The sequence below is a fragment of the Pseudomonas sp. NC02 genome (genome assembly GCF_002874965.1).
Lineage (GTDB): Bacteria > Pseudomonadota > Gammaproteobacteria > Pseudomonadales > Pseudomonadaceae > Aquipseudomonas.
The window spans coordinates 5,243,938-5,268,785 of record NZ_CP025624.1 but is presented as its reverse complement, the minus strand read 5'-3'; the positions used below and the strand labels follow the sequence as shown (position 1 = coordinate 5,268,785).

Below are 24,848 nucleotides of genomic sequence, written 5' to 3'. Positions count from 1 at the left end.
CGCGGATCGTCACAAGAGGCATTCCCACGCAGAGCGTGGGAACAATCTTTAAATTCGAAAGCCGGTGTAGTTTTCTGCCCACTTCTGTTGCGCAGCCAGGGCCACCTTCAACCGCCCAATCTGCTCCCGCACCCGATCCGGCGCCGTACCGCCCCAACCACTGCGCGCCGCAATCGCCGCTTCCAGGGTCAGGCACTCACGCACTTGCGGCGTCAGCCGCGTATCCACCTCTGCCAACAACGCCGGCGAGGCTTCCCACAATTCAATTTCATGCTTCTCACAGGCCTGCACCAAGGCACCGGTAATCTCATGGGCCTCCTTGAACGGCACACCACGAGTGGCCAGCCAATCCGCCACCTCAGTTGCCAATGTGAAACCCATCGGCGCCTGACGCCGCAGCTCTTCCACCTGCACCTTCATCGTCGCGACCATCCCGGCCATCGCCGGCAGCACCAGCAGCAACGTATCCACGCTGTCCAACACACTGTGCTTGTCTTCACTCAAATCGCGGTTGTACGACAGCGGCAAGGACTTGAGCGTCGACATCAACCCGGTCAGGTTGCCAATCAATCGCCCGGCTTTACCCCGCGCCAGTTCGGCAATGTCCGGGTTCTTCTTCTGCGGCATGATCGAGCTACCGGTGGCGTAGGCATCGTCCAACTGCACCCAGCGAAACTGCCGCGACGACCACAGGCAAAACTCCTCCGACAGCCGCGAAATATTCACCCCGAGCATGCCCGCCACAAACAGAAACTCCGCCACGTGGTCACGACTGGCTACAGCGTCGATAGAGTTTTCGCACGGCCCGGTGTAACCCATCTCCTTGGCCGAATGCTCCGGCTGGCGCGCAATCGCCGAGCCCGCCATCGCCGCAGCACCCAACGGCGACAACGCCGTACGCGCATCCCAATCCACCAGGCGCTGCACGTCCCGCAGCATTGACTGCGCATGAGCCAGCAAGTGATGGGCGAACACAATCGGCTGCGCCTGCTGCAAATGGGTGAAGCCCGGGCAGATGCTCTCGATATGCTGCTCGGCCTGGTCCACCAGCGCCTGCTGCAAGCCCAACACCTCGGTGGTGATGGTGCGCGCGTGGTCTCGCAGGAACAGGCGCAAATCGTTGGCCGTCTGGTCATTGCGCGAACGTCCGGCGCGCAACTTGCCGCCCAGGGCGCCCAAACGCTCGGTCAACACCCGCTCGATGAAGGTGTGCACATCCTCGTCATCCAGCGTCGGGTGCAGGCGGCCAGCGGCAAAGTCCTCACCGATGCGGTCCAGCGCTTCCAGGGTGCGCAAGGTTTCCGACTCATCCAGCAACCCGGCGCGCTGCAACTCACGGGCATGGGCCCGGGAGCCGGCGAGGTCGTAGGGCGTCAGGCGAAAATAGCGCTCGGGGCAACGGGACAGCGCCGCCAAAGCAGCAGACGGGCCGGACTTGAAACGAGCACCCCATAGGCGATCGGTGGGCTGAGACATGGTGTTCCTCACGCTTGTTTTTAGAAGTGACAAGCCCGATGGACGTGGCTTGGCCTTATGGATTCGGAGGGCAGTAGCAAAACGAAAAGTCCTGATCGTAGTGTCAGGTTTTTATGGGCGTTAAATCAGCCGGTAAAAGCTGTTCAACCCGCTATATTCAAGGTTGCCAAGGGCGGTTAAGTATGTTCATTATTGCCGCCCGGCGATGTTCATGGAGTAGGTCAAAGCCTGTTGAATATGGCACTTGAGGTCAACACGTATTATGGAAACCCCACTTTCCAATTCTGGAAACATACCGCCAAAACCCGGCACAAGACCGCCCCTGCAACTCAGCGGCCTGGATTTCAAATTGCTGCGGGTGTTCAAGGCTGTGGTCGAAGCGGGCGGCTTCAGCGCGGCGCAGAACGAGCTGAATGTGGGCTTGGCGGCGATCAGCAAGCAGATTTCCGACCTGGAAATTCGCATCGGCATGCGCCTGTGTACGCGAGGGCGGGAAGGGTTTGGCCTGACCGAAGAAGGCAAATTAGTCTATCAAGCGTCCATTGAATTATTTGCCTCGGTAGACAGTTTCAGAGACAAGCTTAGTTCGGCACAGAATGAACTGATCGGCGACCTTAGTGTGGGCGTTATTGATAACACCGTCTCCGACGTTAATTCACCATTGATTAACGCGCTGGGAAGATTACATACAGAGTCGCCAAAAATAAGATTACGTCTACATGCCTCGCAACTGGACGAAGTTGAACGGGGCGTGGTGGAAGGGCGGCTGATTGTCGGCATCGTCCCGGTGTACCAGCGGCGGGAAGAATTCGATTATTTCCCGCTATACGAAGAAAAGTCCCACGCGTACTGCGCCGTCGGGCATCCGCTGTTTGAAGCGAGTGACATCAACGCAGATGTGTTGCGCCAGCATGAAGTGGTCAACCATCGTTACGCGATCCACAGCGACAAGGCCAACTTCGTCAGCTACGACAGCCAGTCCGCCTCGGCCTCACAGGTAGAAGCCGTCGCCATCCTCATCCTCACCGGCCGCTTCCTGGGCTTCCTCCCCGAACACTACGCCGCGCCGCTGGTGAGGGAAGGGCGCCTACGCGTGTTATGCCCGGAGCAGATCCACCTGAGCACACCGTTCAACCTCATCCTGCGCCACAACGCCCCACGAAGCCCGCTGGTCAAAGCCTTCGCAACGGCACTCGGCGTGGATCTCAAAGCGCCAATCTAACGAATTCCCACCACCCTAAGAACCTACAGAGATCCCCTGTGGGAGCTGTCGAGCCCCAGCGAGGCTGCGATGGGATCAACTCGGTCTACCCGCAGACCCTATCCACCCGCATCACCGCCGCAACTTGCCCAACTTCTTCTTCGCATGAAAATGCGCTTCCTGCGCCGCTACCAACAGCTACTGTTCGGCTACGCTCGTCGGGTAGCTGCTATAGAGCTATGCAATAGAGCACCTGCAAACTATCATTCTTACCTGTCTTCCCATGCCTAGAGAGGTGTTCCTTATGTCTACTGGAACGATCTTCACCAATAACCGTACACAAAATATCCGCATCCCTGCTGACATGCGTTTTCCCGCTGGGGTGAAAACTGTAGAGGTGCGTGCCGTGGGGCGCGAACTGATTATTTCGCCGGTTGAAAACACTTGGGACAGCTTTTTCCTTGCAAGCGAATCGGTATCTGATGATTTTATGGAGGAGCGCGCCGACCAAACCCAGCAAGAGCGAGAGTCCTTTGATGATTAAGTACATGCTTGATACGAACATCGTGATCTACATCATCAAGCGTCGGCCTATGGAAATACTGGAAAAATTCAATGCGAATGTAGGTCGTATGGTGATCTCTTCGATCACCCTTGCGGAATTGATGCACGGGGCCGAAAAAAGCCAGTTTGTTGAGAAAAATACTCGGGCGGTGGAGGACTTCATCTCCCGGCTTGACGTCATTCACTACGATGACAAGGCCGCTTTTCACTACGGCTCGATCCGCTCCGATCTCGAAAAGAAGGGCACTCCAATCGGCGTAAATGACCTGCACATCGCGGGCCACGCCAGAAGCTCAGGATTGGTCTTGGTGACTAACAACGAAGGTGAGTTCAAGCGAGTGAATGGCTTGATCGTGGAAAACTGGATCGCCGCCTAAGGCAGTCAATCCAGCGCACACAGATAGGTCGTCCAGGCGATTCAGCGTTGCTTGATTCGTTTCTTCTTCGCATGAAAATGCCGAAAATGCGCATCCTGCGCCGCCGCCAACAACTCCCGATCCCCGCGCGTATCACCCCAGGCCCTGAGCCGATACTCCCCCAGATCCCCATAAACCGCCTCAAGCCGAAGCACCTTATTCTCACACCGGCAATTATTCCCGGTGAGCTTGCCCGTCAATACTCCGTCAACCACCTCAAGCTCAGTGCCTATCAACTTGATCCCAAGCCGATCCGCAAACGGCTGCAACACCAACGCTGGCGATGCCGAACACAGCGTCACCACCGCCCCGGACTTCACCTCATCGGCCACCGATTGCAGCCCGGTTGGCCGCATCAACTTGTTCCAATACGCCTGGCAATACGCTTCAGCTTTCTGCTGAACCCACGCCTTGTCCACGCCGGTCATAAAGGTTCGGATCAACTGTGCCTTGAGCTCATCACGGCTGATGACGCGCAACACAAACTGCGCGCCAGGCACCGCCAGCTTCACCATCCTGCGCATGAACTCGCCTTTACCAAAGGCGAACTTCAGGAACGGCACGAAGCTGTCGTGGTGGGTCAGGGTGCCGTCGAAGTCAAAGACGGAGAGCACTTTGGCATCCAAGGGGCCGGATTCGAGCATGTCTGGGTTCACGGGCGGGTCTCGGTCCTATCTCGTAATTTTGGTAATACATCAGTTGTGACCACAGAAGTTTACTCTTCTTTCAATCTTTCGATTTTCGAGTAAAGCCCTTTGGTGAAGTCACCGCGGTCACTTGATCGGTGACAACGCTGATGGCAATTCGGGCACAAGGCTACAGCATTGGTGATGCGATCCGAACCCTTCTGGGCGAGGTGCTTGACGTGATGTACTTCAAGAAATGGCAGGCCATCCACTTCGAAGGGAGCGTTTGAACCGCAGCCTTCGCAAATGCCATTGGCCTCATTCAATACCCAAGCGCGTACTTTGGGATCGCGAACAAAAGCCGTACCGACAATGGACACTTTCTGTGGCTTCGCAATTCCGTCCGGCACCTTCTCGATGGGCTGCTGCAGTAGCTTGGAGGCTCGGCGGACGAGGATTTGTTCATCTGCAGTTTGCGCTGTTTCATCTGATTCAAATATACGAAGGGCAGTGAGGGCTTTGCGAATCTGTTGTTCTACTCCCGAGCCCACGTTATTTGCAGGTTTGTACCCCTTGATCCGATACAGGCCCATTTGGACCAGAACCGCAGAGATATTCTGCATGCGAAACTCGATGGAGCCTTCTGTACGACCTGCGATTGGTCCCTGACGTAGCAATCGGTTTTCATGGGCTTTATTAAAGGGTTGGCCGCTCTTCTCCAACGCCAACATCTTCAAGTAGGTCTCGACTGCCGCGGCTAATTCCTCGTCGCTCCAGTCGATGCTGTCTTTTGTAATATCCATACAGTCGCCGAGGGTAGAAAGTCCTCGGACGATACTGAGTGGCCACTAGCACGTCTACGAAATTTCCTACGAGACTGTAGGATTTGGCACTCTGCAAATACAAAAAAGCCCTGAACAAGTCAGGGCTTTTCAGTTGGCTAAGGAATCAATCCCAGCTCAGCGCGCCACCAGTCTGATACTCGATCACACGAGTCTCAAAGAAATTCTTCTCTTTCTTCAAGTCCATGATCTCGCTCATCCACGGGAACGGGTTGGTGGTGCCTGGGTATTCTTCTTTCAAACCAATCTGCGACAGACGACGGTTCGCGATGAACTTGAGGTAGTCCTCCATCATCGCCGCATTCATGCCCAACACCCCACGCGGCATGGTGTCACGCGCGTATTCGATCTCCAGCTGAGTCCCTTGCAGGATCATCTGGGTCGCTTCTTCCTTCATCTCGGCATCCCACAGGTGCGGGTTTTCGATTTTGATCTGGTTGATCACATCGATACCGAAGTTCAGGTGCATCGACTCATCCCGCAAGATGTACTGGAACTGCTCGGCCACGCCGGTCATTTTGTTGCGACGGCCCATGGACAAAATCTGGGTAAAGCCGCAGTAGAAGAAGATGCCTTCCAGTACGCAGTAGTAGGCCACCAGGTTGCGCAGCAGCTCTTTGTCAGTCTCAACGGTACCGGTTTCGAACTTCGGATCGGAGATCGAACGGGTGTACTTCAAGCCCCAGGCAGCCTTTTTGGCGACCGATGGAATCTCGTGGTACATGTTGAAGATCTCGCCTTCATCCATGGCCAGCGATTCGATGCAGTACTGGTAGGCGTGGGTGTGGATCGCTTCTTCGAAGGCCTGGCGCAGGATGTACTGGCGGCACTCCGGGTTGGTGATCAGGCGGTACACGGCCAGTACCAGGTTGTTAGCGACCAACGAATCCGCAGTGGAGAAGAAGCCGAGGTTGCGCATCACGATGCGACGTTCGTCGTCGGTCAGGCCTTCGGGGTTTTTCCACAAGGCGATGTCGGCGGTCATGTTGACCTCTTGCGGCATCCAGTGGTTGGCGCAGCCGTCGAGGTATTTCTGCCAGGCCCAGTCGTACTTGAAGGGTACGAGTTGGTTGAGGTCGGCGCGGCAGTTGATCATGCGCTTTTCGTCAACGGCCACGCGGGCGGCGGAGCCTTCGAGTTCGGCGAGGCCTTCGGCGACGTCGAGTTTGTCGAGGGCGGCCTTGGCGCGCACGATGGCGGCGGAGTCAGCGGCGGTGACGGCGCGGGCTTCGATGGCGGCAGCAGCGCCGGCGCCGTCGAGGCGGTCCATGTTGGCTTCGGTGGCGTGGCCGGCGTTGGCGCCTTTGGCAACTACTTCGCCGTCTTCTTCTTTGTCGAACTCGTCCCAGCTCAGCATGACGTGTCGTCTCCTGCGTGAGGGCTCTAAGGTGCCCGTGTGAAACCGGATGGTTGGGTGTTCACACGGCCCAAAGGCCGCGGTGGATCTTAAGGAATCGTTTGTTGCAGCTAGCGCACGCATTAAACGGAATCAGGGTTACGGGTGTTCTGCTTGAGGCTTGAGGGGCGGAGCAATGCTTACTGGCTCCAGCGGGGGCCTCAGGTCTGGCTCTTCGTCCCCATGTAAAGGGATATTGCAGGCCCGATTTACCCGCGCATTATAGGGAAAAATTCGACTTTGTGTTGCGGCGGATGGTCTCGGTGAGCGGCCAAAATGGTGGTGTTTGCAGCCAAGGTCCGGGTTTACAAGGCTTTGCCTGGCTTGGATTTTTTTGACGGGCGGTAGGCGTTTGTTTCAGCGCGCCGAACTGGGGCAGATTCGGTCTGGAAGTTCTTGCGCCGTTTGGCGCAAGAACGGGTCGCGGGGGGTTACTGGGCTGCGGCTTTGATGCTGGCAAACATCTGCTTGCCAGCCTTGGCGGGGTCCGCGTCTTTATTGCTCATGAAGTTGCTGACCACATCAAACACCGCCCCTTGCACCGCCTGGGACGTGGACATGTTGAAGGCCATGCTCGGCTCCAGCGTGCCGGCGTTCTCGGCTTCGGCGAAGTCCTTGGCGGAAGCCTGGGCACAGCTGTCGAACTGGCTCATGTCCAGGCCCTTGATCACCGGGATGGAGCCTTTGTTCTGGTTGAACACGCTCTGGAATTGCGGCTCCAGGGCGATCTTGGCCAGGTCGTCGCGAGCCGCGTTGTTGCTCGGCGTATCATTTTTACTGGACGGTTTGAACATGGCCAGTGAGTCGATGGTGTAGCTATAAATGCCTTGTGAGCCGGGGAAGGGCACGCATTCATAATCGGCCCCGGCTTTTTTACCCGCCGCGGTCCACTCACTCTTGGCCCAGTCCCCCATGATTTGCATGCCGGCCTGGCCATTGATGACTTTGGCGGTTTCCATGTTCCAGTCCTGACCTGCGCCATTGGGGTCCATGTAGGTCTTCAACTTGCGCAGCGCGACAAAGACTTCGGTCATTTTGGGGCCGGTGAAGGTGGCTTCGTCGTTGTCGATAAAGGCTTTCTGGAAGCCATCGGCGCCCAGGATGCTGAGCACCAGGCCTTCAAATACGGTGGTGTCCTGCCAGGGTTGGCCGCCGTGGGCGATGGCGATATAGCCGGCGGCCTTGAGTTTGTCGCCGGCGGCGTAGAGTTCTTCCAGGGTGGCCGGGGCTTTGGACACGCCGGCTTTCTTGAGCACCTCGGGGTTGATCCATAACCAGTTGATGCGGTGGATGTTGAGCGGTACGGCGACGTAGTGGCCGTCGAATTTCATCAGTTGCGCAATGCTTTCGGGCAGCAGGCTGTCCCATTGATTGGCCTTGGCGACGTCGTCGACGCTGGTCAGCAGGCCCAGCTTGCCCCACTCCTGAATGTCCGGAGCTTTGATCTGCGCGGCAGAGGGCGGGTTGCCGGAGACGGCGCGGCTCTTGAGGACGGTCATGGCAGCAGCGCCACCGCCGCCGGCCACGGCACTGTTTTGCCAGATGAAGCCGTCTTTCTCGATCAGTTGTTGCAGCACCTGTACAGACTTGGCTTCCCCGCCCGAGGTCCAGTAGTGGACGACTTCAACAGTGCCTTTGCTGTCGGCTGCGTGAGCGGCGAACGTGCAAAGGCTGGCGAGGGAGATGGCAACGGCAAGGCGATGGGGGATTTTCATGTGGGATAACCCTTTTTGTTGTTTTGGGGAGCGGTGCTTATTCCAGCCCCAGCCCTTTGCGGCCGAGGGTGTTCAGTTGCGGCGTCATGAAGCGGTCTTTCCACTCTTTCTCGTAGTCCTCCCGGGCGAAATCATCCGGTGAGGCCCCTTGCTCGAACGCCCTGAGCACATCCTTGGCGTACCGCAGGTTTTTCGGGCACATGGGCGCGGCGGGCACGTACATCACGTTGCCCCAGCCTTGCTGGTTTTCGACGGGGGCGACGCTGTGGATTACGTCGCAGTGCCACCACACCGAATCGCCGGCCTGCACGTTCGGAATCGGGGTCATGCCCTGGACCAGCAGCGGATGCCATTTCTCTGAAACTGGCAGCACCTTGCCCGGCGCAACGCCGCACAACTCATCTTCGGGGACGTCGTCCAGCAGCGGGCGCAGCAGCATGTAGGCCATCGCCTTGGGGATCGGCAAGGTATGCAGCACGCCCTGGTCGGCCTGCATGTCGCACAGTGCGGTCCAGCCCTGGAAGGTACGGAAGGCCGAGCATTTCACCGTGTCCTTGTAGGCGTATTCATCGACTTCTGTGCGATTTGCAGCGTCCCAGGGGTCGTAGGACTTGAAATCGTTGCGGTAGATCTTGTCGAACACCTTTAGGTAGGCGGGGTGCAGCCAGCGTTCCAGGGCGCCCGAGTCGGTGTGCGGGCCAAGCCCTTTGGAGGTGGTGCCGGGTGGGCGGCGGCGGACGCGGTCGGGGTACAACGCATTGATGTCTGGGTCGAACCATTGCCGGCCTTGGGAATTGATGGTCCACAGGCGATTCAGGAACGACTGTGCAGCGCCCATGCGTTCGTGTTGGCGCACTTGCATCTGGGCGTCGGACCAATAGATGGGGAATATCTCCGGGCGTGAGGCTTCGAGGTTGCCGAAGAAGTTGTCAGCCGGGCCGCGATACACCTCGTCGAAAAGGTTGTGGTCGAGGTAGTCCAGCAGGCTCTTGTCCCACGCCAGCACCTGTTCCCTGGGGAAGTGGTTGCGGATCACCAGGCAGCCCCGGCGTTTGATGAGGGCTCGTTGTGCTTCGGTGACCTGGCCGGTGGCGATGGTTTCAAAGTCGAGTTCGGGCCAGGCAGACTGCTGGGCCTTGATCGAGGCGATTTCAGCCCTGATGAACTCGCTGACCTCGGCGAACAGCGCAGGCACGTCGCCGATCTGCGCGCGCAGGGCCTTTTTCATGGCGACGATGCTGCGCTTGTAGTCGTCCGGCAGCTCGGCACATTCGAAGGCGTGGTAATTGCTCATTGGGTGACCTGTATTGTTGTTGTGCATACAGGTATGGAATCACCTCGGCCCGTCTGGGGGGCAGCCTGGTTTGCAGCGTTTGGCAGTACGATTGTGGCGTTTGTTTCGAGGCGTATAGAAGAATCGGCTTATTGAAAGTGATGCCCGTGTTGAAGCCGAAACTGTGACGGCGTCATGCCCTTGTGCGCCTTGAACTGCCGATTGAACAACGCCTGGGAGGCATAGCCGACCTGTTCGGAAATCGCGCTGACCGCCAGGTTGCCCCGCATCAATAAAGCGCAAGCATGTCCGATGCGTAGCCGGGCGATGTAGTCCAGCGCCGTGCAGCGTGTGTGTTTGCGGAACATGCGATGGAAGGCTGAAACGCTGACGCAGGCCATTTGCGCCAGCTCGGGAATGCCGACAGGTTGCGCATAGTGGCCGTGCAGGTAGTCCAGGACGCGGCGGATGCGCGCGTCTTCAACGATGTGAGGGGCGGCGTTTTCCGTCGCGATGCGCTGCGCGGCGATATCCCGGGACAATGTGTTGAGCACGGTAAGCAACGAGATCAGTCGCTGGGAAGCGTCTTGCTCGACCATGGCTTCGATCACCGGGCGCAGCGCCCGGGACGTAGCATCACTGAAACTCAACGCCTGTCGCGCAGCAGCCAATAGCGCGCGCGTCGACCCCATCTCCGGAAACAGTTGCACCAGCGAGTCCGCCCAGGCCTCGGAAAACCAGATGACCAGGGCAATGTGCGGTTTGGCGGGGTCGATCAGCTCGGCGGAAGACCAGCTATGGGGCACGTTCGGGCCCACCAGCACCAGGTCGCCGTCATCGTACAGCGCCACATCGTTGCTGATATAGCGGTGCCCGCGGCTGTTGAGGGTCAGGGTCAGTTCGTATTCGGGATGGTGATGCCATTCAAACGGAATCGCTTCCGGTAGACGCCTGTTCAGCAGGGTCCAAGAGGTGTTCGCCTCGGTGGGGATTTTTTCGAAACTGGCTCGCATGAATGCATCCTGCCTTGCAGGTGAGGTGGCGGCGCCACAATCGTAGCATTCGATTCAAGCGGTAGGGGATAAGCCGGCTCTTTGCCGCAAGAACGATTTCTTGCGGCGAATAAGATCAGGTTCAGTTCAAACTAACGAAGTTATTATCCGTTAGAGCAACCGTTACCCATGACCTGATATTGAAGAATATGACGCTGACCTTGTGAGTCTTCATATTCCATCTTTACCGGTACTACTTGGCATACATCCGGGACTTCACTCATGGACACTACTTTGGCGACGTCCAGATGGGTGCTGTAAGTGTAATCCTCAACAATCGGGGTGCTCTGGCTGGCTACGTCAGTCGGGGCTTCGTCGGCCAGGGCGGCGGTGGCGCACAAGCTGCTAAGGGCCATAACTAATAACGCTTTCATTTGACTATTTACCTTTTGGCGGTCGAAAGGGGTCACGGGGCCCTTGTGAGGCCACGTGTGTAACTTGATTGGGAAGTTCGGATTAACGTTGCCTTCGTGGGGGCTGTTACGTTGTTAATCACAGTGCCTTGATGGCGAGGTTGATTTTAGGCGTCCGAGTTATATTCATATACCCGTGCTTTTGATAAACACTATTGGTGGTTTTTGTAACAATCGCGAAATGAAGGTTTTTTCAGAAACCTGCAAAGCGCCACGGGCCGCGGGCCAGAGCGCTGCCAGGGGATAGGTGGGCAATTTGTAGGGGCTTGTTACTACCATCGTCGAATGGTTCTATAGGTCCGGCCCGGCTACAACAGGGCCATACAACAACAACTATGTCACCGAGGTAAGAAAGATGAGTGCGGCTTCTCTGTACCCCGTTCGCCCCGAAGTAGCAGCCAATACGCTGACCGATGAGGCGACCTACAAGGCCATGTACCAGCAGTCGGTGGTCAACCCCGACGGTTTCTGGCGCGAGCAAGCCAAGCGCCTTGACTGGATCAAGCCTTTCACCACGGTGAAGCAGACCTCCTTCGACGATCACCATGTCGACATCAAATGGTTTGCCGACGGCACCCTCAACGTTTCCTACAACTGCCTGGACCGCCACCTCGCCGAGCGTGGCGACCAGCCAGCAATCATCTGGGAGGGCGACGACCCTGCCGAAAGCCGCACCATCACCTACCGCGAGCTGCATGAAGAAGTCTGCAAGTTCGCCAACGCCCTGCGCGGCCAGGATGTGCACCGCGGCGACGTGGTGACTATCTATATGCCGATGATTCCCGAAGCCGCGGTCGCCATGCTGGCCTGTGCCCGGATCGGTGCGATTCACTCGGTGGTGTTTGGCGGGTTCTCGCCAGAGGCCCTGGCCGGTCGGATCATCGACTGCAAATCCAAGGTGGTGATCACCGCCGACGAAGGCATTCGTGCCGGCAAGAAGATTTCCCTGAAGGCCAACGTCGACGACGCCCTGACCAACCCGGAAACCAGCAGCATCCAGAAAGTCATCGTGTGCAAGCGCACCGGTGGCAACATCAAGTGGAACCAGCATCGCGACATCTGGTACGAAGACCTGATGAAAGTGGCGGGCACCGTGTGTGCGCCGAAAGAGATGGGCGCCGAAGAAGCGCTGTTCATCCTTTACACCTCCGGCTCCACCGGCAAGCCGAAGGGCGTGCAGCACACCACCGGCGGCTACCTGTTGTACGCAGCCCTGACCCACGAGCGCGTGTTTGACTACCGCCCGGGCGAAATCTACTGGTGCACCGCCGACGTCGGCTGGGTCACCGGCCACACCTATATCGTCTATGGCCCACTGGCCAACGGCGCGACCACGCTGATGTTCGAAGGCGTGCCGAACTATCCGGACATCACCCGGGTGGCGAAGATCGTCGACAAGCACAAAGTGAACATCCTCTACACCGCACCGACCGCGATCCGCGCCATGATGGCTTCCGGCACCGCCGCCTGCGAAGGCGCCGATGGCAGCAGCTTGCGCCTGCTGGGTTCGGTGGGTGAGCCAATTAACCCGGAAGCGTGGGACTGGTACTACAAGAACGTCGGCCAATCCCGTTGCCCGATCGTCGATACCTGGTGGCAGACCGAGACCGGCGGCAACATGATGAGCCCGCTGCCGGGCGCCCATGCGCTCAAGCCGGGTTCGGCGGCGCGCCCATTCTTTGGGGTGGTACCGGCGCTGGTGGATAACCTCGGCAACCTGATTGAAGGCGTGGCCGAGGGTAACCTGGTGATCCTGGATTCGTGGCCGGGCCAGGCACGTACGCTGTATGGCGACCATGACCGGTTTGTGGACACCTACTTCAAGACCTTCCGTGGCATGTACTTCACCGGTGACGGTGCGCGCCGTGACGAGGATGGCTACTACTGGATCACCGGTCGGGTGGACGACGTGCTGAACGTCTCCGGCCACCGCATGGGCACCGCCGAGATTGAGAGCGCCATGGTTGCGCACCCGAAAGTCGCGGAAGCGGCGGTGGTGGGTGTGCCTCATGACATCAAGGGCCAGGGCATCTATGTGTATGTCACGCTGAAAAACGGCGAAGAGCCGAATGAAGCGTTGCGCCTGGAGTTGAAAAACTGGGTGCGTAAAGAGATCGGGCCGATTGCTTCACCGGATGTGATCCAGTGGGCACCGGGCTTGCCGAAGACCCGTTCGGGGAAAATCATGCGCCGGATCCTGCGCAAGATTGCCACCGCTGAATACGACGGGTTGGGCGATATCTCCACCCTGGCGGATCCGAGTGTGGTGGCGCATTTGATCGAGACGCACAAGACCATGAACGTCGCGTAAGGCGGGTTTGTGGGACGAAGCCCCATTCGGCGTAGGCCGGATGGGGCTTTTTTGTGCGATCGGACAGGCGACCTATAACCCCTGTGGGAGCGGGCTTGCTCGCGAAGGCGGTGTATCAGTTAGTGGTGTGCTGGCTGACACGCCGCCTTCGCGAGCAAGCCCGCTCCCACATTTAGATTGCATTCCAAGGCTGGTCATCCGGTGGGGCGACTTACACAAAGCCAATAAATATCGGATTGTGTTGTAGGAAGTTTCTGAATGTTACCGAGCCCGGCAAATGTGTAACCCCACGCCCAAACATGAGGCAAAGTGCTACGCCGTTGCCCCGAAAACCCGCGTCTTAGACGCCCTGAAAAATTAGATCCAACGCTACACTTGCCGTGCTAGAAGGGTTTGCGAATAATAGGCCCGCAACTTGCAGCGTTAACAGGTTTAATATCTTTTGCCTCTGCATAAAATCAAGAGGCTGTCAATGTGCTGGAACCGCTTTCTCGGTGCTTCTGTAAATTGTTGTCGCATTGAGGAAATATCGGCTTCCGGCCTGTCGTTAGAATGCCGATCACTCGCTCGTCGTCGCCGATGCTGAACTGGCGCAGGACGCAGCACCGCTATTCGGTTTCACTCATTCGCATCGTGGGCCCTGGCTCATACTGCTGTTTTGCCCTATACCGATGGAGTCCCAAGATGAAGAAACTCGTGCTGTTGGGCGCCCTGGCGCTGTCCGTGCTGTCCATGCAGGCTTTCGCCGAAGGCAAGCCACTGAAGATTGGTATTGAAGCGGCTTACCCTCCGTTTGCCTCCAAGGCACCGGATGGCAGCATCGTCGGTTTTGACTACGACATCGGCAACGCCCTGTGTGAGCAGATGCAGGTCAAGTGCACCTGGGTCGAGCAGGAATTCGACGGCCTGATCCCGGCGCTGAAAGTGCGCAAGATCGACGCCATCCTGTCCTCGATGTCCATCACCGACGATCGCAAGAAGTCCGTGGACTTCACCAACCGCTATTACCTGACTCCGGCTCGTCTGGTATTGAAGGAAGGCACTGCCGTCAGCGACAGCCTGGATGAATTGAAAGGCAAGAAAATCGGCGTGCAGCGCGGTTCGATCCACGACCGTTTCGCCAAGGAAGTGCTGGCTCCCAAAGGCGCCACCATTGTTCCTTACAGCTCGCAGAACGAAATCTACCTGGACGTAGAAGCCGGTCGCCTTGATGGCACCGTGGCCGACGCCACCCTGTTGCAGGAAGGCTTCCTCGACACGCCAGCCGGTAAAGGCTACGCGTTCACCGGCCCGGCCTTCACCGACGCCAAGTACTTCGGCGACGGCATCGGCATCGCGGTACGTAAAGGCGACAAGGAAAACCTGGACCGCATCAACGCTGCAATCGCTGCGATCCGTGCCAACGGCAAGTACAAGGCAATCCAGGACAAGTACTTCAACTTCGACATTTACGGCCCAGAAGCCAAGTAAACCGTCGCAGCTGTCTGTCCAGAATGGCGCAAGCACCAGGATCTCTGAAGTTTGCGCCATTTTTTCATCCCCCTTTTCGAGGACCTGAATCATGTTGAAAGGCTACGGGGCTGTCATCCTCGATGGCGCTTGGTTGACGCTTCAGCTCGCCTTGTCGTCCATGGCCCTGGCCATTGTTCTGGGTCTGATCGGGGTCGCGTTGCGCCTCTCGCCGGTGCGCTGGTTGGCCTGGCTGGGCGACCTGTACTCCACGGTGATCCGCGGGATCCCCGACCTGGTGCTGATCCTGCTGATTTTCTACGGCGGTCAGGACCTGCTTAACCGCGTTGCGCCGTTGCTCGGCTACAACGACTACATTGACTTGAACCCCTTGGCCGCCGGTATCGGCACCCTGGGTTTCATCTTTGGCGCCTACCTTTCGGAAACCTTCCGTGGCGCCTTCATGGCCATTCCCAAGGGCCAGGCCGAAGCCGGCCTGGCGTATGGCATGAGCCCGTTCCAGGTGTTTTTCCGGGTGATGGTGCCGCAGATGATTCGGCTGGCGATCCCCGGGTTTACCAACAACTGGCTGGTACTGACCAAGGCCACCGCATTGATTTCGGTGGTGGGCCTGCAAGACATGATGTTCAAGGCCAAGCAGGCGGCAGACGCCACCCGCGAACCTTTTACCTTCTTCCTCGCAGTGGCGGCGATGTACCTGGTGATCACCAGCGTGTCGTTGCTGGCCCTGCGTCATCTTGAGAAGCGCTACTCCGTAGGCGTAAAGGCGGCTGATCTATGATCTTCGACTACAACGTCATCTGGGAGGCCATGCCGCTGTACCTCGGCGGCTTGCTGACCACCCTGAAACTGCTGGCCATTTCGCTGTTCTTCGGTTTGCTCGCGGCCTTGCCCCTGGGCCTGATGCGCGTGTCCAAGCAGCCGATCGTCAACGGTGTTGCCTGGCTGTACACCTATGTGATTCGCGGCACGCCGATGCTGGTGCAGCTGTTCTTGATCTACTACGGCCTGGCCCAGTTCGAAGCGGTGCGTGAAAGCTTCCTGTGGCCACTGCTGTCCAGTGCGACCTTCTGTGCGTGCCTGGCGTTTGCCGTGAACACCAGCGCCTACACCGCTGAAATCATCGCCGGCAGCCTCAAGGCCACGCCCCATGGCGAGATCGAGGCAGCCAAGGCCATGGGCATGTCGCGCTACAAGCTGTATCGCCGGATCCTGCTGCCATCGGCCCTGCGCCGGGCGCTGCCGCAATACAGCAACGAAGTGATCATGATGCTCCAGACCACGAGCCTGGCCTCCATCGTCACCCTGATCGACATCACCGGTGCCGCGCGCACGGTGAACGCCCAGTACTACTTGCCGTTCGAAGCCTATATCACTGCGGGTGCGTTCTACCTGTGCCTGACCTTCATCCTGGTGCGCCTGTTCAAGTTGGCCGAAGGCCGCTGGCTGAGCTACCTGGCTCCACGGAAGCATTGATATGGAACGTATCGATCACCTGTTGCCCTGGGGTCACCTGGGCTGCGAACGCCAGCTGACGGTGTTTCGTTTCGGCAGCGGCGAGCGCAAGGCTTATATCCAGGCCAGCCTGCACGCGGATGAATTGCCCGGCATGCGCGCCGCCTGGGAGCTGAAAAAGCGCCTGACGGAACTGGAACAGCAAGGCGCCCTCAACGGCGTGATCGAGCTGGTTCCCGTCGCCAATCCGATGGGCCTGGGGCAACTGCTGCAAGGCAGTCACCAGGGCCGTTTCGAGATCGGCAGCGGCAAGAACTTCAACCGCGACTTCGTTGAGTTGAGCGAGCCGGTTACCGAGTTGCTCAACGGCAAGCTGGGGGATGATCCTCACGCCAATGTGCGCTTGATCCGCCAGGCCATGAGCGATGCGCTCAATGCGTTGCCGGCGCCGAGCAGCCAGTTGCAAGGCATGCAGCGGGTGTTGCTGAGCCATGCCTGCACCGCCGACGTGGTCCTCGACCTGCATTGCGACGCCGAAGCCGCGTTGCACATGTACGCGCTGCCGCAACACTGGCCGCAGTGGCGTTCGCTGTCGGCGCACCTGAATGTGAAGGTCGGCCTGCTGGCGGAAGATTCCGGCGGCAGTTCGTTTGACGAAGCCTGCTCGCTACCGTGGCTGCGGCTGTCCCGGGCGTTCCCCGAGGCGCAGATTCCCCTGGCGTGCCTGGCGACGACTCTGGAGCTGGGTGGCCAGGCCGATACTGGCCGTGACGAAGCGATTTTCCACGCTGAAGGCATCCTGGCGTTCCTCGCCGAGCAAGGCCTGATCCGTGGTGAATGGCCCGCGCCGCAGCACGAGCCCTGCGAAGGCCTGCCCTTCGAAGGCACCGAGTTGTTGTTCGCGCCCCACGCCGGCGTGATCAGCTACCTGCGTAAAGCCGGTGACGTAGTCGAAGCCGGCGACCCGATATTTGAAGTGATCGATCCCTTGTCCGACCGCGTGAGCATTGTTTGCGCGGGCACGCCTGGGGTGCTGTTTGCCGTTGAACGGCTACGTTATGCCCAAGCGGGTTTCTGGCTGGCCAAGGTGGCGGGGCGCGAAGCGCTGCGGCACGGGCGCTTGCTCAACGACTGACCAACTGTTTTTGTGAGAACCGACCGCATGTACAAACTTGAAGTCCAAGACCTGCATAAACGCTATGGCAGTCATGAAGTGCTCAAAGGTGTGTCCCTGGCCGCCGCGGCCGGTGATGTGATCAGCATCATCGGGTCCAGTGGCTCGGGCAAAAGTACCTTTTTGCGCTGCATCAACCTGCTGGAGCAGCCCCACGCCGGCAAGATTCTGCTCAATAACGAAGAGCTGAAACTGGTGGCCAACAAAGACGGCGCCATGAAGGCTGCAGACCCGAAACAGCTGCAACGCATGCGTTCGCGACTGTCGATGGTGTTCCAGCACTTCAACCTGTGGTCCCACATGACCGCGCTGGAAAACGTCATGGAAGCACCGGTGCACGTTCTGGGCATGTCGAAAAAAGACGCCCGGGAAAAGGCCGAGCACTACCTGGCCAAAGTCGGCGTGGGCCATCGTAAGGATGCGTTCCCTGGCCACATGTCCGGCGGTGAACAGCAGCGCGTGGCGATTGCCCGTGCCCTGGCGATGGAGCCTGAGGTGATGCTGTTCGACGAACCCACTTCGGCCCTCGACCCGGAGCTGGTGGGCGAAGTGCTGAAGGTGATGCAGGACCTGGCCCAGGAAGGCCGGACCATGGTGGTGGTGACCCACGAAATGGGCTTTGCCCGTGAAGTCTCCAACCAACTGGTGTTCCTGCACAAGGGCATCGTCGAAGAGCGTGGCAACCCGCGCGAAGTGCTGGTCAACCCACAGTCCGAGCGTTTGCAGCAGTTTCTTTCCGGCAGCTTGAAGTAAACAGAACTGCTTTTATGCACTGAATTAGTGCAAGCTTCACAATCCTGAGGTTGCCCAATCCCCTGTGGGAGCGGGCTTGCTCGCGAAAGCGGTGTATCAGTTGATACATCCGGTGACTGATCCACCGCATTCGCGAGCAAGCCCGCTCCCACATTTGGATCTTCACCCGCTTTAGAGATTTGTGTTGGTTTACCGGCTAGCATTGGCCTTTGTCTTCATTACTGTTACTCGCTTCGGATAGCACTCCATGACTGCCCATCGAATTGGTTTCCTGATTTGGCCCAGCACTAAAGCACTGACGCTTGCGCTGGCTGAGGAGGCCTTGCGCGTTGCTCAGCGGGTGCATCCGGACGTGGTGTACGAACTCTCGTTTTTGCAGGCCGAACCGCCAATCGACGGCGCCTGGCAACTGCCGGGTGAGCCCTGGGCTGGCAAGCTGGAAGGTTTCCAAAAGCTGTTCCTGCTGGCCGATGAGCCACCGACCGTCATCGCCTCCCAGCTCAGCACCGCCCTCAAGCAACTGGTGCGTGCCGGGTGTGTGATCGGCGGCCTGTCGGCCGGTGTGTATCCGTTGGCCCAACTCGGTCTGCTCGACGGCTATCGCGCCGCTGTGCACTGGCGCTGGCAGGACGATTTCGCCGAGCGTTTCCCCAAGGTGATCGCCACCAGCCATCTGTTCGACTGGGACCGTGACCGCCTGACCGCCTGCGGTGGCATGTCGGTACTCGACCTGCTACTGGCGGTGCTGGCCCGTGACCACGGCGCCGAACTGGCCGGGGCAGTCTCGGAAGAGCTGGTGGTAGAGCGCATCCGTGAGGGCGGCGAGCGCCAGCGCATCCCACTGCAAAACCGCCTGGGCTCCAGCCATCCAAAGCTGACCCAGGCCGTGTTGCTGATGGAAGCCAACATTGAAGAACCGCTGACCACCGACGAAATCGCCCAGCACGTGTGCGTATCCCGACGACAGCTCGAGCGGATCTTCAAGCAATACCTCAATCGCGTCCCCAGCCAGTACTACCTGGAACTGCGCCTGAACAAGGCCCGCCAGATGCTCATGCAAACCAGCAAGTCGATCATCCAGATCGGCCTGTCCTGCGGCTTCTCCTCGGGGCCGCACTTCTCCAGCGCCTACCGCAACTTCTTCGGCGCCACCCCTCGTGAAGACCGCAATCAGCGCCGCAGCAGCAGCCCGTTCGAATTGTCGTCGGTGCCGTCCGAGCGCGGCTAGGCATCAATGCTCGGCCGGCATCTCCAGACATGGCGCTGTTCCTGTGCGCGGATGAGATCAACAGCAGACCAAAACGGCCATCGGCGACGGCATTGGATAGTTGTGCCTCACCGACCGCCCAAAACCGGCCCGGGCGGTTTAAACTGCGCCATTGCGATGCTATTTGTCGCATTGGCGTAAACCCGCGAAAATCGCGGGTTGGCGCTATAAGAAGTTGTCGCTTGGCGGCAAGGCCGCGCTGAAAACTGTCCTTACAATCCCTGCATCGCCCGCCAGTTTCAGGCAGGCGTTCCTCTTCAGGAGACTCCGATGTCCGTTGAGCAAGCCCCGGTGCAACGTGCCGATTTCGACCAGGTCATGGTTCCCAACTACGCACCTGCCGCTTTCATCCCCGTGCGTGGCGCAGGTTCGCGCGTATGGGACCAGGCGGGCCGAGAGCTGATCGACTTTGCCGGCGGCATCGCGGTCAACGTATTGGGCCACGCCCACCCGGCGCTGGTCGGTGCACTGACCGAACAGGCCAACAAGCTGTGGCACGTGTCCAACGTCTTCACCAATGAGCCGGCCCTGCGCCTGGCCCATAAGCTGATCGACGCCACGTTTGCCGAGCGTGTGTTCTTCTGCAACTCCGGCGCCGAAGCCAACGAGGCCGCCTTCAAGTTGGCCCGTCGTGTCGCGTTCGACCGCTTCGGCACCGAGAAATACGAAATCATCGCCGCGCTGAACAGCTTCCACGGCCGTACCCTGTTCACCGTGAACGTGGGTGGCCAGTCGAAGTACTCCGACGGCTTCGGTCCGAAGATCGTCGGCATCACCCACGTGCCTTACAACGATCTGGAGGCGCTGAAAGCCGCCGTCTCGGACAAGACCTGCGCCGTGGTGCTGGAGCCGATCCAGGGCGAAGGCGGCGTGCTGCCGGCAGAACTGTCGTACCTGCAAGGTGCCCGCGACCTGTGCGACGCGAACAACGCGCTGCTGGTGTTCGACGAAGTGCAAACCGGCATGGGCCGCAGCGGCGAGTTGTTCGCCTATCAGCATTACGGCGTCGTGCCGGACATCCTCACCAGCGCCAAGAGCCTGGGCGGCGGTTTCCCGATCGCCGCCATGCTGACTCGCGAAGACCTGGCCAAGCACCTGGTGGTCGGCACCCACGGCACCACCTACGGCGGCAACCCGCTGGCGTGCGCGGTGGCGGAAGCGGTGATCGACGTGATCAACACGCCAGAAGTGCTGGCCGGCGTTAACGCCAAGCACGACTTGTTCGTTTCCCGTCTGGAGAAGATTGGCCAGCAATACGGCATCTTCACCGAAGTGCGTGGCCTGGGCCTGTTGCTCGGTTGCGTGCTGAGCGATGCCTGGAAAGGCAAGGCCAAGGACATCTTCAACGCCGCCGAGCGCGAAGGCTTGATGATCCTGCAAGCCGGCCCGGATGTGGTGCGTTTCGCCCCGAGCCTGGTGGTGGAAGATGCCGATATCCAGGAAGGTCTGGACCGCTTCGAACGTGCGGTGAAAAAGCTGACGCAAGCCTGATGGACCGTTGGGTGCCCGGCGAGTCGGGCGCCCAACACAAATTTTGTATGCCGGACTCTTTAGTTGAAGCTGTGAAGATCAAATGTGGGAGCGGGCTTGCTCGCGAATGCAGTGGCTCAGTCACCTGAAATGTTGAATGACACACCGCTTTCGCGAGCAAGCCCGCTCCCACACTTGACCTCACTGATTTCAAGATCGTGTCCGGCATTTTTTCCTGTGAGTTTTTCGAGTTAAGGAGTGACACCATGCTGGTGATGCGCCCCGCGCAAATGGCTGATCTGGGCGAGGTACAGCGTCTGGCTGCGGACAGCCCGATTGGTGTCACCTCCTTGCCGGATGATGTCGAACGCCTGAGCGACAAGATCGCTGCGAGCGAAGCGTCCTTCGCCGCCGAGGTCAGCTTCAACGGTGAAGAAAGCTATTTCTTCGTCCTGGAAGACACCGACGCCGGCAAGCTGGTGGGCTGTTCGGCCATCGTTGCCTCGGCCGGCTACTCGGAACCGTTCTACAGCTTCCGCAACGAAACCTTCGTGCACGCTTCCCGCGAGCTGAAGATCCACAACAAGATCCACGTGCTCTCGCAGTGCCATGACCTCACCGGCAACAGCCTCCTGACCAGCTTCTACGTGGTGCCGGAGCTGGTGGGTTCGCCGTGGTCGGAGCTCAACTCCCGTGGCCGCCTGCTGTTCGTGGCCGGCCACCCGGAGCGCTTCGCCGATTCGGTGGTCACCGAGATTGTGGGCTACAGCGACGAGAACGGTGATTCGCCGTTCTGGGACGCCATCGGCCGCAACTTCTTCGACCTCAACTACGCCGCTGCCGAGCGCCTGTGCGGGTTGAAGAGCCGGACCTTTCTCGCCGAACTGATGCCGCACTATCCGATCTACGTGCCGCTGTTGCCCGACGAAGCCCAGGAAGCCATGGGCCAGGTGCACCCGCGGGCGCAGATCACCTTCGACATCCTGATGCGCGAAGGCTTCGAGACCGACCATTACATCGACATCTTCGACGGCGGCCCAACCCTGCATGCGCGCGTCTCGGGCATTCGCTCGATCGCCCAGAGCCGTGTGGTGCCGGTGAAGATCGGTGAGATGGTCAAGGGTGTCGGCCGCCAGTACCTGGTGAGCAACGGCCAGTTGCAGGATTACCGCGCGGTGATGCTGGAGCTGGACTACGCGCCGGGCAAGCCAGTGACCCTGGACCTGGAAACCGCCGAAGCCCTGGGCGTCGGCGAAGGTGCCAGCGTTCGACTGGTAGCGGTTTAAGAATGAGTTTCGCGGGTGGCTTGCAAGGCGGCCCGTTTGAGGAGATAGCATGATCGTTCGTCCCGTACGCAGCAGCGATTTACCGGCCCTGATTGATCTGGCGCGCAGCACCGGCACCGGCCTCACCACCTTGCCGGCCAACGAAGAGCGCCTGACCCATCGGGTCGGCTGGGCTGAAAAGACCTTTCGCGGCGAAGCCGGGCGCGGTGATGCGGACTACCTGTTCGTGCTGGAAAACGACGAAGGCCGCGTGGTGGGGATTTCCGCCATCGCCGGTGCAGTCGGCCTGCGCGAGCCCTGGTACAACTTCCGGGTCGGCCTGACGGTCAGCGCCTCCCAGGAGCTGAACATCTACCGTGAAATCCCGACGCTGTTTCTGGCCAACGACCTGACCGGCAACTCCGAGCTGTGCTCGTTGTTCCTGCACGCCGATTACCGCAACGGCCTTAACGGCCGCATGCTGGCCAAGGCGCGCATGCTGTTTATCGCGGAATTCCCGCAGCTGTTCGGCAACAAGATCATCGCCGAGATGCGCGGCATGTCCGACGAAGCCGGGCGCTCGCCGTTCTGGGAAAGCCTGGGCCGGCACTTTTTCAAGATGGAATTCAGCCAGGCCGACTACCTCACTGGCGTGGGCAACAAGGCGTTTATCGCCGAGCTGATGCCGAAGTTTCCGCTGTACACCTGCTTCCTGTCTGAGGACGCGCGCAACGTGATCGGCAAGGTCCACACCGACACCGAGCCGGCCTTGAGCATGCTCAAGAGCGAAGGTTTCAGCTACCAGGGCTACGTCGACATCTTCGACGCGGGCCCGGCGGTGGAGTGTGAAACCACCAAGATCCGCGCCGTGCGCGACAGCGAAGCGCTGGTGCTGGCGATTGGTACGCCGGGCGACGACGCCACGCCGTTCCTGATCCATAACCGCAAACGTGAAGATTGCCGCATCACCGCCGCGCCGGCGCGGTTGGCTGCGGGCACCCTGGTGGTCGATCAACAGACCGCCAAGCGCCTGCAACTGATCGCCGGTGATCAAGTGCGTGCCGTACCGTTGTCCGCTGCCCGGGAGTCGAAATAATGAATTCGCTATACATCGCAGGTGAATGGCTGGCTGGCCAGGGTGAAGTGTTTGAGTCGCTGAACCCGGTGACCCAGCAGGTGGTGTGGTCGGGTAATGGCGCCACCGCCGAGCAGGTCGAGTCCGCCGTCCAGGCCGCACGCCAGGCGTTTCCGGCCTGGGCCAAGCGTTCGTTGGAAGAGCGCCTGAGCGTGCTGGAAGCCTTCGCCGCCAACCTGAAGAGTCGTGCTGACGAACTCGCCCGCTGCATCGGTGAGGAAACCGGCAAGCCTTTGTGGGAATCGGCGACTGAAGTCACCAGCATGGTCAACAAGGTCGCGATCTCGGTGCAAAGCTACCGCGAGCGTACCGGCGAGAAGAGCGGCCCATTGGGCGACGCCACTGCCGTGTTGCGCCACAAGCCCCACGGTGTAGTGGCGGTGTTTGGCCCTTACAACTTCCCGGGTCACTTGCCTAACGGGCATATCGTGCCGGCCTTGCTGGCGGGTAACACCGTGCTGTTCAAGCCGAGCGAGCTGACCCCGAAAGTCGCCGAGCTGACCGTGCAATGCTGGATCGACGCCGGCCTGCCGGCGGGCGTGTTGAACCTGCTGCAAGGCGCACGGGAAACCGGGATCGCCCTGGCGGCGAATCCGGGCATCGACGGTCTGTTCTTCACCGGCTCCAGCCGCACCGGCAACCATCTGCACCAGCAATTCGCCGGGCGCCCGGACAAGATCCTCGCGCTGGAAATGGGCGGCAACAACCCGCTGGTGGTGGACGAAGTGGCCGATGTGGATGCGGCCGTGTACACCATTATCCAGTCGGCGTTTATCTCCGCTGGCCAGCGTTGCACCTGTGCCCGTCGCCTGCTGGTGCCGGAAGGCGCCTGGGGCGATGCGTTGCTCGCACGCCTGGTGGCGGTGAGCTCGACCATCGAAGTCGGCGCATTTGACCAAACGCCGGCGCCGTTCATGGGCTCGGTGATTTCCCTCGGTGCTGCCAAGGCGTTGATGGATGCCCAGGAATTGCTGTTGGCCAATGGCGCCGTGGCGCTGTTGGAAATGACTCAACCCCAGGCCCAGGCTGCGTTGCTGACGCCGGGGATTATCGATGTGACCGAGGTTACGGAACGCGCTGACGAAGAGCTGTTCGGCCCACTGCTGCAAGTGATCCGCTACGCTGATTTCGAGGCGGCGATTGCCGAGGCCAACAACACTCAATACGGCTTGGCGGCCGGGTTGCTGTCGGATTCCGAGGCGCGTTACCAGCAGTTCTGGCTGGAAAGCCGTGCCGGGATCGTCAACTGGAACAAACAGCTGACGGGTGCTGCGAGCAGCGCGCCATTTGGCGGGGTAGGGGCTTCGGGCAACCATCGCGCCAGCGCCTATTACGCGGCGGACTATTGCGCGTACCCGGTGGCCTCCCTTGAGACCCCGAGCCTGGTGTTACCGGCGACGTTAACCCCGGGTGTGACGCTGATCTAAATGTGGGAGCGGGCTTGCTCGCGAAGGCGGTGTGTCATTCAACATTTCAGGCGACTGAACCACCGCTTTCGCGAGCAAGCCCGCTCCCACACTTGATTTGTGGTGTGTTCAAGTAATTTGATGCCTATAAAAATACAGATGTTCGTG

General features: G+C 59.5%; 22 protein-coding genes. 14 read left to right on the top strand and 8 right to left on the bottom strand.

Translation table 11 applies throughout. From position 1 onward, the window contains the following. Positions 1-48: 48 nt before the first annotated feature. A complete protein-coding gene (argH, locus tag C0058_RS24645; RefSeq protein WP_102369728.1) occupies positions 49-1,476 on the bottom strand; it encodes an argininosuccinate lyase in 1,428 nt (475 codons plus the stop codon). A gap of 262 nt (positions 1,477-1,738) precedes the next feature. Between argH and C0058_RS24640 the strand changes: the two genes are divergently transcribed. From C0058_RS24640 to C0058_RS24630, 3 genes are all read left to right on the top strand, one after another. Then, on the top strand, positions 1,739-2,698 hold the full coding sequence (locus C0058_RS24640) for a LysR family transcriptional regulator (protein ID WP_102369727.1): 960 nt from the start codon (positions 1,739-1,741) through the stop codon (positions 2,696-2,698). Between the two features lie 283 nt (positions 2,699-2,981). Then, the gene (vapB, locus tag C0058_RS24635) at positions 2,982-3,221 is read left to right on the top strand and encodes a type II toxin-antitoxin system VapB family antitoxin (RefSeq protein WP_008432930.1); all 240 of its coding nucleotides are present in this window, start codon (positions 2,982-2,984) and stop codon (positions 3,219-3,221) included. Then, positions 3,214-3,618, top strand: coding sequence for a type II toxin-antitoxin system VapC family toxin (locus C0058_RS24630; RefSeq protein ID WP_026077784.1), 405 nt, complete (start codon positions 3,214-3,216; stop codon positions 3,616-3,618). The genes vapB and C0058_RS24630 overlap by 8 nt, the downstream gene beginning before the upstream one ends. Before the next feature lie 41 nt (positions 3,619-3,659). Here the strand turns inward: C0058_RS24630 and C0058_RS24625 are convergent, their stop codons facing one another. The 7 genes from C0058_RS24625 to C0058_RS24595 form a co-directional block, all read right to left on the bottom strand. After that, on the bottom strand, positions 3,660-4,301 hold the full coding sequence (locus C0058_RS24625; RefSeq protein ID WP_102369726.1) for an HAD-IB family hydrolase: 642 nt from the start codon (positions 4,299-4,301) through the stop codon (positions 3,660-3,662). A 71-nt stretch (positions 4,302-4,372) separates the two neighbouring features. Next, the gene (locus C0058_RS24620; protein WP_003211515.1) at positions 4,373-5,086 is read right to left on the bottom strand and encodes an HNH endonuclease signature motif containing protein; all 714 of its coding nucleotides are present in this window, start codon (positions 5,084-5,086) and stop codon (positions 4,373-4,375) included. A gap of 145 nt (positions 5,087-5,231) precedes the next feature. Further along, complete coding sequence (locus tag C0058_RS24615) at positions 5,232-6,482, bottom strand: ribonucleotide-diphosphate reductase subunit beta (RefSeq protein ID WP_023659243.1); 1,251 nt, start codon at positions 6,480-6,482, stop codon at positions 5,232-5,234. Positions 6,483-6,952: 470 nt separating this feature from the next. Beyond that, on the bottom strand, positions 6,953-8,236 hold the full coding sequence (locus tag C0058_RS24610) for an ABC transporter substrate-binding protein (RefSeq protein ID WP_102369725.1): 1,284 nt from the start codon (positions 8,234-8,236) through the stop codon (positions 6,953-6,955). A 37-nt stretch (positions 8,237-8,273) separates the two neighbouring features. Continuing rightward, a complete protein-coding gene (locus C0058_RS24605) occupies positions 8,274-9,530 on the bottom strand; it encodes a DUF1479 domain-containing protein (RefSeq protein ID WP_102369724.1) in 1,257 nt (418 codons plus the stop codon). Between the two features lie 128 nt (positions 9,531-9,658). Then, positions 9,659-10,522 carry an AraC family transcriptional regulator gene (locus tag C0058_RS24600; RefSeq protein ID WP_102369723.1) on the bottom strand — a complete coding sequence of 288 codons (864 nt, stop codon included), beginning with the start codon at positions 10,520-10,522 and terminating at the stop codon, positions 9,659-9,661. A 143-nt stretch (positions 10,523-10,665) separates the two neighbouring features. Further along, positions 10,666-10,935, bottom strand: coding sequence for a DUF2790 domain-containing protein (locus C0058_RS24595; protein WP_003214348.1), 270 nt, complete (start codon positions 10,933-10,935; stop codon positions 10,666-10,668). Positions 10,936-11,329: 394 nt separating this feature from the next. On the opposite strand from C0058_RS24595, the gene acs reads away from it, so the two are divergent. The 11 genes from acs to astD all read left to right on the top strand — a co-directional run bounded on the left by acs (position 11,330) and on the right by astD (position 24,701). Further along, on the top strand, positions 11,330-13,285 hold the full coding sequence (acs, locus tag C0058_RS24590) for an acetate--CoA ligase (protein WP_003214346.1): 1,956 nt from the start codon (positions 11,330-11,332) through the stop codon (positions 13,283-13,285). Positions 13,286-13,969: 684 nt separating this feature from the next. Then, positions 13,970-14,755, top strand: coding sequence for an ABC transporter substrate-binding protein (locus C0058_RS24580; RefSeq protein ID WP_003214343.1), 786 nt, complete (start codon positions 13,970-13,972; stop codon positions 14,753-14,755). 91 nt (positions 14,756-14,846) lie between these two features. Continuing rightward, complete coding sequence (locus C0058_RS24575) at positions 14,847-15,536, top strand: ABC transporter permease (RefSeq protein ID WP_003214341.1); 690 nt, start codon at positions 14,847-14,849, stop codon at positions 15,534-15,536. After that, positions 15,533-16,231 carry an ABC transporter permease gene (locus C0058_RS24570; protein ID WP_010165618.1) on the top strand — a complete coding sequence of 233 codons (699 nt, stop codon included), beginning with the start codon at positions 15,533-15,535 and terminating at the stop codon, positions 16,229-16,231. Before C0058_RS24575 ends, C0058_RS24570 begins: the two co-directional genes overlap by 4 nt. A 1-nt stretch (position 16,232) precedes the next feature. After that, a complete protein-coding gene (locus C0058_RS24565) occupies positions 16,233-17,345 on the top strand; it encodes a succinylglutamate desuccinylase/aspartoacylase family protein (protein ID WP_008435255.1) in 1,113 nt (370 codons plus the stop codon). Positions 17,346-17,372: 27 nt separating this feature from the next. Continuing rightward, positions 17,373-18,137, top strand: coding sequence for an ABC transporter ATP-binding protein (locus C0058_RS24560; RefSeq protein WP_003214336.1), 765 nt, complete (start codon positions 17,373-17,375; stop codon positions 18,135-18,137). Positions 18,138-18,384: 247 nt separating this feature from the next. After that, on the top strand, positions 18,385-19,365 hold the full coding sequence (locus C0058_RS24550; protein WP_003214334.1) for a GlxA family transcriptional regulator: 981 nt from the start codon (positions 18,385-18,387) through the stop codon (positions 19,363-19,365). A gap of 309 nt (positions 19,366-19,674) precedes the next feature. Further along, the gene (locus tag C0058_RS24545) at positions 19,675-20,895 is read left to right on the top strand and encodes an aspartate aminotransferase family protein (RefSeq protein WP_003214332.1); all 1,221 of its coding nucleotides are present in this window, start codon (positions 19,675-19,677) and stop codon (positions 20,893-20,895) included. Positions 20,896-21,140: 245 nt separating this feature from the next. Next, on the top strand, positions 21,141-22,160 hold the full coding sequence (gene aruF, locus C0058_RS24540; protein WP_003214328.1) for an arginine/ornithine succinyltransferase subunit alpha: 1,020 nt from the start codon (positions 21,141-21,143) through the stop codon (positions 22,158-22,160). A 49-nt stretch (positions 22,161-22,209) separates the two neighbouring features. Beyond that, complete coding sequence (astA, locus tag C0058_RS24535) at positions 22,210-23,235, top strand: arginine N-succinyltransferase (RefSeq protein ID WP_003214325.1); 1,026 nt, start codon at positions 22,210-22,212, stop codon at positions 23,233-23,235. After that, positions 23,232-24,701, top strand: a complete 1,470-nt coding sequence (astD, locus tag C0058_RS24530; protein WP_168197533.1) for a succinylglutamate-semialdehyde dehydrogenase — start codon at positions 23,232-23,234, stop codon at positions 24,699-24,701. The genes astA and astD overlap by 4 nt, the downstream gene beginning before the upstream one ends. The last annotated feature ends 147 nt before the right edge of the window (positions 24,702-24,848 follow it).